We start from the raw sequence: 13,324 nt of genomic DNA on the forward strand, positions 1-13,324 counted from the left end.
TGTAATGGCAAACAATAGAAAAACCGCTTATTTACAACGCTTTGCGTTTGTCTTTCTCTAAACCTATCTTCCTTGCTTTGATGCTTCTTTCTTTTTTCACGGGTTTGGTATTTTCTGAATGACGGACAGGAGGAGCTTTTCCTTACCTCGGCGGATTGGATGCGCCGTAATTTGAATCGGCGGATCGAGACGGCTTTCCCGATCCTTGATCCGGACATAAAGAAGGAGATAATCGATATCTTGAATATCCAGCTAAGCGATAACGTGAAAGCTTGTTATCTGGATGGTGAGCTACGTAATAATTTCAAGAGAGACGACAATCCGGTAAAGGTTCGTTCGCAATTGGCGATCTATGATTATCTGAAAAATAAATCCGTACGATAACGAAGATGGGGGAGTTATGGGGATTTGTCGATTGGGGGGCGGGCTGCTTGGCCTTGATCGTGGCGGTGGTATTTAGTTTTTTGTTGGGAGTGCGTACGGGGCGTATTAAGGCGAGAAATGAATATGTCCGCTCTCGTATCCGGCAGAATAAAGCGAATATCTATCGTTATAAACAACAATTGGCCTCCTATCAAGAGCAAGTCGTATGCTTGGAGCGGGAACGGGATTCTCTGGCCATTCGTTCGGAGGCTTATGACCGGATCGAGCTGGAACTGACGGCTTATCGGCAGAAGATGGAACAGTTGGAACAAGATATCCGCATTCTTTCCGGCGATAATAACTCGCTGGATAACATGTCCGGGAAAGCGGGTATAGATGTACCCAAACTAATCTGTGCCCTTAAGAATGACCCCCTTCATATGAACCCAAGCAAAGAGGAATGGTCTGAGATCATCAGTATGACGGATCTTCTGTTTAATAACTTCTTGACCGATTTGAGAAGTAAATATGGCATTACCCGCCATGAGCAGGAAATATGTTGCTTGATTAAATGGAATTTCTCCCGGAAAGAACAGTTAGCCGTGTTTAACAATACTCCGGATGCGTTAACCAAATCGAAAGGCCGTTTAAAAAAGCGTCTGGGGGTGGATGAGAAGACTGATTTGGATGCTTATGTTCGTTTGTTATAACGCTTGAAGCTATTTTATTTGTCGCGATTGTCCGGCAAGATCCTCTATTTACCTCCTTTTTGTGGATTATAAGGCTGATTACTAGTTGTTTGTTGTCCGTATGTTTTGTCCGGTATCATTTCTTCCCTCTTTACGATCCTTCCTGTACTTTTGCGGTGTGTGATTTAATTTTTAAGAACGAATAATCAGGAATGCTATGAGAACACAAACTGTACTACTATGGATCAGCCTTAGCCTAATGGTGGGGCTTTCCGCTTGTGATTGGATTTCGTCCTCTCCGATGGCCTCGCTTCGGCGGGCTACCGGATGGCCTTTCGAGGTGGTTGTCGTAATGGATCGAGACGTTTGGAACGGCGAGGTAGGGGAGTTGCTGCAAGAACAATTGCGAGCACCGGTTCCGGCTTTGCCTCAAGCGGAAGCATCCATGCGTATCACGTATTCGGAACCATCGGGCTTTTCCGGTTTGTTGCGATATGTACGAAATATCTTGATCGTATCCGTAGATCCGAACCGGTATACGAAAGCCGGAACTAAAGAGAGTCTCGACGAATGGGCCGGTGGCCAGAATGTGGTGACCCTGTATGCTCCGACTACCGCTGCCTTGACCGAATTCCTTTTATTAAATGAAGGGCGATTGGTTAATCATTTCAATCGAGTGGAAAGAGAGCGTTGGATAACCGGGCTCTCGAAGAGTCATAGTAGTTGGATCGATGAGAAATTGAAGTCTCGGTTCGGAATCTCGTTGTTCGTACCGGAAGATATGTCGGCGAGTAAAGATACGACCGATTTCTTTTGGGGTTCGAATAATGCGAATCGGGGACGGACTGATATCTTGGTATATAGCTTTCCTTATACGGCTCAAGAGACGTTTACCGAGGATTATCTGGTCGCCATGCGTGATTCTGTGGTAAAGCGGAACGTACCGGGCTCTTTCCCTAATTCTTATATGAAGACCGAGAAGCGCTTTGAGCTCTCTTACGAACCGATCACCTATCGCGGCGAATACCGCGGCGTATTACGTGGTCTCTGGCGTATGGAAGGAGATAAGATGGGTGGCCCGTTCGTCAGCCATGCCCTGCTCGACAAGGAAAGACAACGGGTGATCGTGGTGGAAGGCTTCGTCTATGCACCGGAGTCTCTAAAGGCGAATTTGATCCGTCGGATGGAAGCCGCCTTGTTTACGCTTCGGTTTACTGGATACTGATTATTTTACTAAAAGCATGAAGGCCGGTAAGTGTTATCTTTGCAGCTACGGATATTGGATTTATTGAAACAACCGGATTTCCTCCGGGATATATCCCGTCCGTATACGCCACTCTTGCGGGTACAGGTTATTGGCCCGATTACCAAGGTTCTTTACGAAACCTAACGGAAGCCCTTGGTAGCGTACCAATACATATCCTTTATCTGTACCGGAGGGTAAGACGAGTGCCTCTTTCTTCAAGAATTTAATAGCGTCTTCCCATTCCAGCTCCACGGATGGAAAAGCATTAGGACGTAAGGCGGTGTTTAGAGCTAGTTCTTGAGACGGGATAAAGTCTTTCCCTTTCGCTTCGCCTAGGCAGATACCGGAGGAAAGTACCCGTAAAGGCTTGGTATTGATGAGTGAAAATAGATCCGAATGGGCTTTAGGATACGCTCGAAGGAAACTGCCGTTCCATTCGAGAGAAAATAAAGTTTCATCCGCAAGGAACAGACGGGCCTCCTGCGGGATGGAAGGAGTGGCTTTTACCCGCTCTTTTTTCCCTTTGGCCTTGACACGTATTTCCTCGATCTCGCCTTCCGCTTTCCGGAGGGCAGCGAGGAAGAAGCCTTCGCCCCGTGTCTTATGCGGGAAGAAGCGATAAACCGGATGCTCAAATCGGAGAGCGCCGCTGATTTGCCATTCCTCTTGGATAGGAATAGGCAAGGCCTCGGCCCCCAGCTCCTCTATAATATAATGAATATTCTCTTCGTCTTCCTCCGTATTATAGGTGCAGGTGCTGTAGACCAAGATACCTCCGGGCTTTAAGGCGTTCCATATATCATGGATGATGCGCCGTTGGCGGGAGGCGCATAACCGCACGTTATCTATACTCCATTCGCCTGTGCTATCTGTGTCTTTCCGGAACATGCCTTCTCCGGAACAAGGTACGTCGGTGACGATCACGTCGAACTGATGAGGCAATGCCTCGCCGATCTCCTCCGGGTCATTATTGATAACGATCGTGTCCGGGCGGCCCCATTTAGCGATATTCTCGGCCAACACATAGCTCCGGCTACGGATTACCTCGTTGCAAACTAACGAACTACCTTCTGGCAATAAGCTGGCCAGATGCGTGGACTTGCCACCTGGGGCGGCGCATAAATCCAGACAACGTACCGGCTCTTTCACATACGCCTTGATCGCTTGTTCCAGAAACATGGAAGACGCTTCCTGCACGTAATAGGCTCCGGCATGGAATAAAGGATCGAAGGTGAAAGACAATCGTTCCGGCAAATAATAACCGCTCTCGCACCATGCGACCGGAGCTCCTGCTTTGGGAGCAGGTGTTCTCTTCATCGGGTTGATACGGATACTTACGGGAACATCTGCCTTTAACGCGGCCTCTAAGCGATCAAACTCCTCGCCAAGCAAAGCTCGTGTACGAATAACAAAATCTGTAGGAAGTGCCATGATTATTCTGTTAGTTTGCGGCAAAAATACTACTTTTGCGGAAAACAGATAGTATGCGAGCATCTCTTTTCCTTATACCAGTTACCTTGGGTGATACGGAACATCGCCGTGTTTTGCCAGAGTATAACCGTGAAGTGATCTTATCTATCCGGCATTTTATCGTGGAAAACGTGCGTACGGCACGTCGTTTCTTGAAAAAGGTGGAACCGGGGATCGTGATCGATGACTTGACGTTCTATGAGTTGAATAAACATACATCGCCGGAACAAGTGGCCGATTATCTGGTTCCTTTGGCGAAAGGCGAGAGTGTAGGCGTGATCTCGGAGGCGGGCTGTCCGGCGATCGCCGATCCGGGCGCGGACGTGGTAGCTATCGCCCAACGGAAAGATTATCCGGTGGTGCCGCTGGTAGGGCCTTCCTCTATCTTGATGTCGGTGATGGGATCGGGCTTTAACGGGCAGAGCTTCGCTTTTCACGGTTATTTGCCGATCGATGCTTCCGAGCGTACGAACATGATCAAGAAACTGGAAGGACGGATTTATTCCGAGCATCAGACGCAATTGTTTATCGAGACTCCTTACCGGAATAATAAACTGGTCGAGGAGTTGATCCGTACGTGTCGTCCGTCTACGAAACTGTGTATCGCCTCGAATATAACGTGCGAGGATGAGTATATACGTACCCGCCCGATCAAGGAATGGACGGGGAAAATCCCCGATCTGAGTAAGAAGCCTACCATTTTCCTAATCTATAAATAAGAGAATAGGTATGAGTTATCAAGCGCATGAGACGGCGGTAATCGATACCGGTTGTGAGATCGGGGAAGGAACCCGTATCTGGCATTTCTCTCATATCATGGCGGGATGCGTGATTGGCAGGGCGTGTAATATCGGCCAGAATGTAGTCGTATCGCCGGGTGTGGTCTTAGGGAATAACGTGAAGGTACAGAACAATGTCTCTATTTATACGGGGGTGGTTTGCGAGGATGATGTGTTCTTGGGGCCTAGTTGCGTGTTTACAAATGTAACCAACCCGCGTAGCGCTATCTCTCGGAAAGACCAGTATAAGGAGACGATGATTGGTAAGGGGGCCTCGATCGGGGCTAACGCTACGATTATCTGTGGACATACGATCGGTCGATATGCCATGATCGGTGCCGGGACGGTGGTAACGAAGGATGTTCCGGCTTATGCGCTGGTCGTAGGGAATCCATCGCGTCAGATCGGTTGGGTAAGCGAATATGGCCATCGCCTAGTATTCGACCCTAAAGGATTCGCCACCTGTCCGGAAAGCGGCCAGCAATATAAACTAGAAGAAAATACCAGGGTTGTAGAGACGGGGCGTGCCCCGTCTCATCCCCTCTAAATGGTAACTTAAAAATACTATCAGACGGTGGGAGACGGGGCACGCCCCGTCTCTACAACAAGTGATATCATTAAGTAACACTATTGCTTATTATTCTATACAAACATGAAAACATCTATTTTTAAACAAGGATTCGTAGCGGTCGCGATGGTTTGCTGTATGCAAGTATCGGCTGTGGAGAATCCCGTGGACTACGTGAATACGTTAGTCGGCACTCAATCCAAGTACGAATTGTCCACCGGAAATACCTATCCGGCTACCGCCCTGCCTTGGGGTATGAACTTCTGGACCCCGCAAACTGGAGAGATGGGGAATGGCTGGACCTATCGTTACGATGCGGATAAGATCCGGGGATTCAAGCAAACCCATCAACCAAGCCCGTGGATGAACGATTACGGGCAGTTCTCCATCATGCCTACTACCGAAGGTTTGGTCTTCGACGAGGAGAAACGAGCCAGTTGGTTCTCTCACAAGGGGGAAGTGGCTACGCCTTATTACTATAAGGTCTATCTAGCCGATCACGACGTGACTACCGAGTTGGTTCCGACAGAACGCGCGGCTAAGTTCCGCTTTACATTCCCGGAAACCAAGAAAGCCTATGTCGTAATCGACGCTTTCGATAAAGGCTCTTATGTAAAGGTATTGCCCGCGGAGCGTAAGATCATCGGTTATTCCACGAAGAACACGGGTGGTGTTCCTCGTAACTTCAAGAATTATTTCGTGATCCAATTCGATAAACCATTCACGTTCTCCTCTACGGTCAAGAACGGGGCGATCCAGTTGGATGAGTCGGAAGTGAAGACAAACCATGCCGGCGCTATCATCGGTTTCGAGACAAAGGCCGGCGAGGTAGTGCATGCCAATGTGGCTTCTTCTTTCATCAGCACCGAGCAGGCCGAGTTGAACTTGCGCGAGGTGGGAGATAATAGCTTCGATCAGCTAGTGGCCAAAGGTAAGGAGATCTGGAACCGGGAATTAGGCAAGATCGAGGTAGAAGATACGAACATCGATAACTTGCGTACGTTCTATTCTTGCTTGTATCGTTCCTTGCTTTTCCCGCGCAGCTTCTACGAGATCGATGCCAAGGGCCAAGTCATGCATTATAGCCCTTATAACGGAGAGGTCTTGCCGGGCTATATGTTTACCGATACCGGTTTCTGGGATACGTTCCGCTGTCTTTTCCCCTTCTTGAACCTGATGTATCCGGAGATGAACCAAAAGATGCAGGAAGGCTTGGTGAACGCCTATAAGGAGAGCGGATTCTTGCCGGAATGGGCAAGCCCGGGCCATCGGGATTGCATGGTCGGCAACAACTCCGCTTCCGTGGTAGCCGACGCTTATATCAAAGGCTTGAGAGGATACGATATCGAGACGCTTTGGGAAGCCTTGAAGCATGGCGCGAATAGTCAGTTACCGAGAACGGCTTCCGGCCGTGTCGGTTACGAGGAGTATAATAAGTTGGGTTATGTGCCGAATAATATCGGTATCGGACAAAACGTGGCTCGTACCTTGGAGTATGCCTATAATGACTGGACGATTTATGCATTAGGCAAGAAACTAGGCAAGCCGGCAAGCGAGATCGATATCTTTAAGCAACGGGCCAACAACTATAAGAATGTGTACGATCCGAAATATAAGTTGATGGTAGGACGCTCAGACAAGGGTGAGTTCAATCCTACCTTTAAAGGTACGGACTGGAGCCACGATTTCTGCGAGGGAAATAGCTGGCATTGGAGTTTCTGCGTATTCCACGACCCGCAAGGTCTGATCGACTTGATGGGAGGAAAGAAGGAATTCAATCATATGATGGACTCCGTCTTCAAGATGCCTAGCCGTTTGGGTATGGACAGCCGCGGCATGATCCATGAGATGCGTGAGATGCAAGTGATGAACATGGGACAATACGCCCACGGTAACCAACCGATCCAGCATATGGTGTATCTATATAACTATTCCGGCGAGCCTTGGAAAGCCCAATACTGGGTGCGTGAGATCATGCATAAGCTCTATACCGCTGAGGCGGATGGCTATTGTGGCGATGAGGATAACGGACAGACTTCCGCATGGTATGTATTCTCTGCCTTGGGCTTCTATACCGTATGCCCGGGTACGGACCAGTATGTGCTGGGAACCCCTTTATTCAAATCCGTGAAACTGCATTTGGATAACGGAAAGCAAGTTTTGATCCAAGCGGACAAGGCTGATCGGGAAAACCGTTACATCAAGAGTATGAAAGTAAACGGTAAGACATATACCCGTAATTTCTTGACGCATGAGCAGTTGCTGGGTGGCGCGAAAATCCAATACCAGATGAGCGATACTCCTAACAAACAGCGAGGTACGCAAGATAGCGATCGCCCCTATTCATTCTCATTGGAGTAAGAAAACCAGGATGCCCATTGTAAGGTCTTAACACCGGGCATTATAGATACCTAACAATGCCCGGTGTTAAGACCTTGCAACAGGCATTGTGGTCTAAGTAAACTCCCGCTTGAAATAATCCCAAGCGGGAGCTTTTATTTTTATTGGAATCATTACCTTCGCGGTAGGTTATCAGGTTTATTTCGATTCTTATATTCAAGATTTATGGCTAACTCAAAAGAGATGACGGGAGGAGCGGTATTTCCTCTCATATTCAGTTTCACGATGCCATTATTGCTCGGGAACTTGCTTCAGCAGACTTACTCCTTGATAGATGCCGCTATCGTTGGTAAATTCCTTGGGATAAATTCATTGGCTTCCGTAGGAGCCAGTACCTCGGTGATTTTCTTGATACTGGGGTTTTGCAATGGGTGCTGTGCGGGTTTCGGTATCCCGGTAGCTCAGAAATTCGGGGCGAGGGATTACGCGACGATGCGCCGTTACGTGGCGGTGGGGTTGCAATTGGCTACGGTAATGTCCGTGGTGATCGCCTCCGTTTCCGGATTCTATTGTCAAGATATCTTGAGAGGAATGCAGACACCGGCGAATATCCTCGATGGGGCTTATGATTATTTGTTTGTTACTTTTATCGGTATTCCTTGTACGTTCTTCTATAATTTGCTGGCAAGTATCATGCGGGCTTTGGGAGATAGCAAGACTCCGTTCTGGTTCTTGCTGTTCTCTACGGTCTTGAATGTTTTCTTGGATTTGTTCTGCATCTTGGTGTTAGGATGGGGTGTGATGGGAGCGGCTGTCGCCACGGTTTTCTCGCAAGGGCTTTCCGCCATTCTATGTTATTTATATATGCTTCGGAAATTCCCGATCTTACGGGCTACTTCCTCCGAGGATCGAAAGTTTCATGCCGGACTAGCCCGTACCTTGTTGGCGATGGGAGTTCCGATGGGATTGCAATTCTCTATTACCGCCATTGGCAGTATCATGTTGCAGAGTGCCAACAATGCTCTGGGTACGGCCTGTGTCGCCGCCTTTACTTCCGCTGCCCGTATCAAGATGTTCTTCATTTGCGCTTTCGAGAGCTTGGGTATCGCTATGGCTACGTATTGCGGACAGAATTACGGGGCGGGAAAGCCGGATCGTATTTTGCAGGGAATTAAGGTGAGCGCATTGATGATGCTTACGTATGCCGCCGCTACATGGATAATTTTGATGCTGGGATCTCGTTGGCTGGCCTTGTTGTTCGTCGCTCCATCCGAGGTCGAGATACTGGATTATACGGAGCGGTTCTTACATATTTCTTGTTGTTTTTTCCCGGCGGTAGGGCTACTGTGTATCTTGCGTTATGCGATACAAGGAGTAGGTTTCAGTAACCTTGCGATGTTATCGGGGGTCTCAGAGATGATCGCACGTATCTTGGTGAGTTTGTATGCGGTCCCTGCTTTTGGGTTCTTAGGCGTTTGCTTCGGTGATCCGTTGGCTTGGGTCGCCGCTGATTTATTCTTGATACCGGCGTTTTTGTATGTTTATAAAAAGATAAAGAAAAGATTAGATTATGAGAAAGTATCGGTGCCCGCAGTGTGAAGTCCCTTCTATGTATGTAAAGAATGCGGACGGGGAGCGTCTTTTAGTGTATGTTTACGAGAATGGGACGGTTGTTCCCAAAGACCCTGCGGCAGATCTGTCCGGCTTCGACTTGACAAAAGTATTCTGCCTAGGATGCTCATGGCATGGGGCACCTAGGAAATGCCGGTGATTTTAATGGGTGACAAGTTCTTATAAGTCTTCTTTGAGTAACTCTCTGATCACTCTACATGGGTTACCGACGGCCACGCTATAGGCGGGAATGGATTTTGTCACTACACTGCCTGCCCCGATCACGCTATTCCTCCCGATCGTGATGCCGGGTAAGACGATCGTTCCACCACCAATCCAAACATTGTCTTCAATGGTGATGGGGAGGGCTTTTGTCCTGAAAAATAAATCCCCCGATCGTTCGTCCCAATCATTCACGAAACGTTCGTTCGCATTTACCGGGTGCGTAGCCGTATATAATTGTACGTTGGGTGCGATGAGGACGTTATTTCCTATTTTGATTATATTATCGTCTAAAAACATACAATTCATATTGATAATGACCTTGTCACCAATAAAGATGTGCTTCCCGCATTCGCAATGGAAATTTATATCAATGCTGGAATACTTGCCAATGCTTCCTAGCATTTGGCGTAAGAGGGCATCTCTTGTAGCGCTGTCGGTTATATTAGTTGCGTTCAAACGAGCGAGTAGGTTTTTCGTCTGGACGATCATTTGCAGGACTTCTTGATCCAGATGGTTACAATACTCGCCCGCCAAGAACTTCTGATAATTTGTTTCCATAATGATTACAGGGATTTGATACGGTTATTTACATCTGTTGAAGTTGTATATAGAAGACGATGAAAAAGGCGATAGTCGCAATCAGGGCGATAGAAGAATATAGACGGAAAGGCTTGTCTTGTTTATAGACTCCATAGGCTAGTCCTAGCAAGGCGCACAGTAGTATGCCAGTAGGGATGCCGAAGAAGCCTAAAACAATGACGCTAATAAGCATTACCCATCCCATGGCTATTAATATTTTACTTCTGATAGTTCTCATCTTTAGTATCTGTTTAGTTATTGGATATAATAGACAATTTTAGTGTTGAGAAAATGGAACCTTGGCACGTATCTCTATCCTTTCGGAAGTGATAGGATGCGTGAACGCTACGTATTCAGCGTGCAGATAGAGCCGCTCAGCTTTTCGTCCGTAAAGCTCATCGCCAAGGATGGGGCAATGAAGGCCTAAAGGATGGGCGGCGTGTACCCGTAACTGGTGGGTACGTCCGGTTTGGGGATAAAAGGCGATAAGGGTTTTCCCGGTGGCCCGTTCCAATACCCGGAAGCGTGTAAGGGCAGGTTTCCCGAATTCATCACTTACGATTTGCCGGGGCCTGTCCAAAGGATCGGGGCATAGCGGAAGACGGATCTCACCCTCATCTTGGGGAACTACGCCATCTAATAAGGCGATATACCTTTTCTGGACAGTCCGGTTCTTGAATTGGGCTTGCAGGTTCTGATGCACTTCTTTGGTTTTGGCGGCGAGCAGTAATCCCGATGTCGCCATATCCAAACGATGTACGATAATCGGGCCGGTAGCTTCCGGATAAAGGATACGCAGCCTTTGATAGATAGAGTCCACGTCACCCTTACCGGGAACGGAGAGCATGCCTGCCGGCTTATCAATGACCAACAGATAGTCGTCCTCATAGAGGATATCCAGCTTCGTCTCCCGGTGAGAGTCCGCTAATAACGGATTCTCTTCTACCTGTAATCCCTGTAGCATATGATTGAGGATCGGCTCGCATTTCCCCTTACAAGCCGGATAATAATATCCATGGTGCCGGATCTCCGTCTTAGGAGAATCACCCCACCAGAACTCTGCCATGGCGATCGGTTCCAACTGATGTTGGTAGGCGTATTGCAAGAGTTTAGGGGCGGCGCACTCACCCGCTCCGGCAGGGGGTGCGCCTTGTGAGGTTGGGGCAAATAATTCACATAAGTCCTTAACCTCGCCCCGGGCATTCATGATCCGGAATTGCTCGAACAACTTGTGTTGCAAGGTTGCCGACCGTTGTTTGCGTTCTTGCTTCAGTTGCTCGATCTCCCGCTCGAGCCGATTTACTTTGGCCTGTGCCTTCTCCACAGAAGATCGCATGGTCTTCTCAGTCCGCTTGTAGGCGGCTTTCGTCCGTTGGCTCTCTTTGATAAGAAGTGCGGCCTCCTCTTCCGTGAGAGGAGATTGGCGACGTAGGTCGCGGGCCTCCTTCTGTTCTTTGAGCAAGGTTTTAGCGGATCGCAACGTGAGATCTTTGATTTTGATCGTGTTTTTTAACTCAAACCGTGCCTCTTCAAGGGCGGGAGAGGCCTGCAAGGTTCGGATACGAGTATTGATCTCATTGATCTGTTCCTCCTCTTGCCGGAAGAAACCATCCGGTTGTAATAAGTCGTAGATAGGGGGGACAAAGAAATGATGTACATTTTTCCCCGCTAGATTGCCGGAGAATGCGGCCAGATAACCGACCGCTCCGGCAGGAGTACGAACCACCAATACACCGAACATTTTCCCGGCTTGTAATTCTTCCCTCCATTCGGTTTGTTCTTTCAGGTAGGCCTGCGTCTCCTCGGCCGCTATTACGCATAGAGGATGCGGTGTATAGTGGAAAGGATACGTGAATCGTTCCGGTAAAGGGATCGATTGTATTGACTGGGTGAACGTATGAAACTTAGATTCATTCATCTTTTAATAGACAATAAGCGTAAACAGCCGGTGCTGCGGGGTCTCCCTCTTGATACAACCCCGGACGGGAGATGCGATCCCATTGGATCAACGACCGGGTCTCTTTTGCGGAGAGAGCCTCGCCGACGATCTCGTTCCAAACTTGCCCGTCCTTACTCCAGTAGAACGTGCTGTGCGTACCATCAGTTACTTTCATCCGTAAATACAAGGGAGAGGCGGGAAGAGGCAGGTCGGCTAATTTATGCTCTTTCCCTTCTAGGATACATTTCAATATCAACCGGTCTCCGGCGCATCCACAGGTAACTAGGTTGTTTCCATCTCCGTACATCGTGATTCCTTTCCAACTGTCGTTCCGGTTTACAATGGCTGTTTCCAACGTGTAATTAGGAGAGGTCGGGCGTAGGCAAAGCGTCGCTCCGGTCTTTACGCCGGGTTTCGGTGTACCGGATAGAGATAGCTTACCGTCCTTGATTTCTGCCTTGACATCTGCGAATGGGTAATTCCAGCTCCATTCCGGGCGCAAGGAGGTTCCGGTGAAATCATCCGAGAAGTCGAATACCGGCACTTGTACGGATTCTACGAATGGCATGGGTTGCGTGCGGCTCGCATATTCTCCGGTTACGAAGTGAGGCCAATGATCCTCACCCATTCTTATCTCTTGCAGGTAAGGTTGACGACCTTGGTAGAAACCGCTTCCCGGCTGGTAGGCGTGGCATAAGTAATACATACGCCCGTCCGGTGTTGTCGTAATCGTTCCGTGGCCGATGGAGAGAACATCCTTGCTTCCATGCAGGATCGGGTTCCCTTGGTATTTCTCGTAAGGCCCTTCCAGTTTCTTCGAACGGGCCACGGATACGGCGTAATCGCTTTGCGGGCCGCAGCAGCCTCTTACGGAATAAATGATATAATAATACCCGTCTTGCTTAAACCAGTGCTGGCCTTCCATGCCTTGACGTTCGTCATCACGTAACAGGCTGAAAGGTTCTCCGTCTAAGCGAAGCCCGTCATCTGTCAGCTTACAAGCTAATAACTCGATAGGGCGGTTATCCAATCCATAGGCTTTCCAGGAGATATAAAGCTTCCCCTTGTCTTCCAAAATAAAAGCGTCTATCGCCTCATTTCCGAACTCCACGATCGGGCCGTAATCCTTGAACTTACCGGTAGGCGAATCCGCGACGGCCACACCGATACACGATATGTTGTCTGCTTGCTTACGGGCAGTGTAATACACATAGGTCTTTCCTTTATGCTGGAACCATTCCGGAGCCCAAAACGACGATTTGGTCCATGCTGGCTTTTCATCGAACACATGTCCGGCAGGTTTCCAGTTTACGAGATCCGTAGACTGGAATATAGGATAGTAAGGAGCCCATTCCGATGATGTTCCGGTGATGTAGTAAGTCTGATCTACCCGGATAATGGAGGGGTCAGGTACGTCTCCGTGGATTACGGGATTAGTGAAATAGGATTCTTGTTGCGCTAATCCTGTGCTTAAAGAGGCGGCACAGGCGAAAAGTGTGAAAATCTTTCTCATGG

General features: G+C 48.5%; 12 protein-coding genes and 1 pseudogene. 8 read left to right on the forward strand and 5 right to left on the reverse strand.

What is annotated here, in order from left to right; all coding sequences use genetic code 11:
* Positions 1 to 96 precede the first annotated feature (96 nt).
* The 3 genes and pseudogenes from Q0110_RS09285 to Q0110_RS09295 all read left to right on the forward strand — a co-directional run.
* A pseudogene (locus Q0110_RS09285) lies at positions 97 to 384 on the forward strand (RNA degradosome polyphosphate kinase); the annotation flags it as partial.
* Positions 385 to 389: 5 nt separating this feature from the next.
* Entirely contained in the window at positions 390 to 1,073 is a 684-nt protein-coding gene (locus tag Q0110_RS09290) for a hypothetical protein (RefSeq protein ID WP_297905874.1), read from the forward strand.
* A gap of 196 nt (positions 1,074 to 1,269) precedes the next feature.
* Positions 1,270 to 2,277 carry a DUF4837 family protein gene (locus tag Q0110_RS09295; protein WP_297905875.1) on the forward strand — a complete coding sequence of 336 codons (1,008 nt, stop codon included), beginning with the start codon at positions 1,270 to 1,272 and terminating at the stop codon, positions 2,275 to 2,277.
* A 60-nt stretch (positions 2,278 to 2,337) separates the two neighbouring features.
* On the opposite strand, the gene Q0110_RS09300 is transcribed toward Q0110_RS09295, so the two are convergent.
* On the reverse strand, positions 2,338 to 3,729 hold the full coding sequence (locus Q0110_RS09300; RefSeq protein ID WP_297905876.1) for an rRNA cytosine-C5-methyltransferase: 1,392 nt from the start codon (positions 3,727 to 3,729) through the stop codon (positions 2,338 to 2,340).
* Positions 3,730 to 3,782: 53 nt separating this feature from the next.
* On the opposite strand from Q0110_RS09300, the gene Q0110_RS09305 reads away from it, so the two are divergent.
* The 5 genes from Q0110_RS09305 to Q0110_RS09325 all read left to right on the forward strand — a co-directional run bounded on the left by Q0110_RS09305 (position 3,783) and on the right by Q0110_RS09325 (position 9,226).
* Positions 3,783 to 4,487, forward strand: a complete 705-nt coding sequence (locus tag Q0110_RS09305) for an SAM-dependent methyltransferase (RefSeq protein ID WP_297905877.1) — start codon at positions 3,783 to 3,785, stop codon at positions 4,485 to 4,487.
* A 10-nt stretch (positions 4,488 to 4,497) separates the two neighbouring features.
* Positions 4,498 to 5,094 (forward strand): acyltransferase, encoded by a 597-nt coding sequence (locus Q0110_RS09310; protein ID WP_297905878.1) that lies wholly within the window; start codon positions 4,498 to 4,500, stop codon positions 5,092 to 5,094.
* A 105-nt stretch (positions 5,095 to 5,199) separates the two neighbouring features.
* Positions 5,200 to 7,476, forward strand: a complete 2,277-nt coding sequence (locus Q0110_RS09315; RefSeq protein WP_297905879.1) for a GH92 family glycosyl hydrolase — start codon at positions 5,200 to 5,202, stop codon at positions 7,474 to 7,476.
* Positions 7,477 to 7,680: 204 nt separating this feature from the next.
* A complete protein-coding gene (locus Q0110_RS09320; protein WP_297905880.1) occupies positions 7,681 to 9,054 on the forward strand; it encodes an MATE family efflux transporter in 1,374 nt (457 codons plus the stop codon).
* Complete coding sequence (locus tag Q0110_RS09325; protein ID WP_297905920.1) at positions 9,023 to 9,226, forward strand: hypothetical protein; 204 nt, start codon at positions 9,023 to 9,025, stop codon at positions 9,224 to 9,226. The genes Q0110_RS09320 and Q0110_RS09325 overlap by 32 nt, the downstream gene beginning before the upstream one ends.
* Before the next feature lie 20 nt (positions 9,227 to 9,246).
* Here Q0110_RS09325 and Q0110_RS09330 read toward each other — a convergent pair whose 3' ends face one another.
* The 4 genes from Q0110_RS09330 to Q0110_RS09345 are packed head-to-tail and all read right to left on the reverse strand — an operon-like array spanning position 9,247 to position 13,322.
* Positions 9,247 to 9,849, reverse strand: a complete 603-nt coding sequence (locus tag Q0110_RS09330; RefSeq protein ID WP_297905881.1) for a sugar O-acetyltransferase — start codon at positions 9,847 to 9,849, stop codon at positions 9,247 to 9,249.
* A gap of 28 nt (positions 9,850 to 9,877) precedes the next feature.
* Positions 9,878 to 10,108, reverse strand: a complete 231-nt coding sequence (locus tag Q0110_RS09335) for a hypothetical protein (protein ID WP_297905882.1) — start codon at positions 10,106 to 10,108, stop codon at positions 9,878 to 9,880.
* Positions 10,109 to 10,147: 39 nt separating this feature from the next.
* Positions 10,148 to 11,788: a pseudouridine synthase gene (locus tag Q0110_RS09340; RefSeq protein WP_297905883.1), complete on the reverse strand. Its 1,641-nt coding sequence runs from the start codon at positions 11,786 to 11,788 to the stop codon at positions 10,148 to 10,150.
* Entirely contained in the window at positions 11,781 to 13,322 is a 1,542-nt protein-coding gene (locus Q0110_RS09345; RefSeq protein ID WP_297905884.1) for a family 43 glycosylhydrolase, read from the reverse strand. Before Q0110_RS09345 ends, Q0110_RS09340 begins: the two co-directional genes overlap by 8 nt.
* Positions 13,323 to 13,324 lie beyond the last annotated feature (2 nt).

Source organism: uncultured Parabacteroides sp., assembly GCF_947855115.1.
In the GTDB taxonomy this organism is placed as follows: Bacteria; Bacteroidota; Bacteroidia; order Bacteroidales; family Tannerellaceae; genus Parabacteroides.

What these genes read in the sequence shown, in the direction of transcription:
- Q0110_RS09290 (WP_297905874.1), top strand. Translation starts at nt 390, where the DNA reads ATGGGGGAGTTATGGGGATTTGTCGATTGGGGGGCGGGCTGCTTGGCC.
- Q0110_RS09295 (WP_297905875.1), top strand. Translation starts at nt 1,270, where the DNA reads ATGAGAACACAAACTGTACTACTATGGATCAGCCTTAGCCTAATGGTG.
- Q0110_RS09300 (WP_297905876.1), bottom strand. Translation starts at nt 3,729, where the DNA reads ATGGCACTTCCTACAGATTTTGTTATTCGTACACGAGCTTTGCTTGGC.
- Q0110_RS09305 (WP_297905877.1), top strand. Translation starts at nt 3,783, where the DNA reads ATGCGAGCATCTCTTTTCCTTATACCAGTTACCTTGGGTGATACGGAA.
- Q0110_RS09310 (WP_297905878.1), top strand. Translation starts at nt 4,498, where the DNA reads ATGAGTTATCAAGCGCATGAGACGGCGGTAATCGATACCGGTTGTGAG.
- Q0110_RS09315 (WP_297905879.1), top strand. Translation starts at nt 5,200, where the DNA reads ATGAAAACATCTATTTTTAAACAAGGATTCGTAGCGGTCGCGATGGTT.
- Q0110_RS09320 (WP_297905880.1), top strand. Translation starts at nt 7,681, where the DNA reads ATGGCTAACTCAAAAGAGATGACGGGAGGAGCGGTATTTCCTCTCATA.
- Q0110_RS09330 (WP_297905881.1), bottom strand. Translation starts at nt 9,849, where the DNA reads ATGGAAACAAATTATCAGAAGTTCTTGGCGGGCGAGTATTGTAACCAT.
- Q0110_RS09335 (WP_297905882.1), bottom strand. Translation starts at nt 10,108, where the DNA reads ATGAGAACTATCAGAAGTAAAATATTAATAGCCATGGGATGGGTAATG.
- Q0110_RS09340 (WP_297905883.1), bottom strand. Translation starts at nt 11,788, where the DNA reads ATGAATGAATCTAAGTTTCATACGTTCACCCAGTCAATACAATCGATC.
- Q0110_RS09345 (WP_297905884.1), bottom strand. Translation starts at nt 13,322, where the DNA reads ATGAGAAAGATTTTCACACTTTTCGCCTGTGCCGCCTCTTTAAGCACA.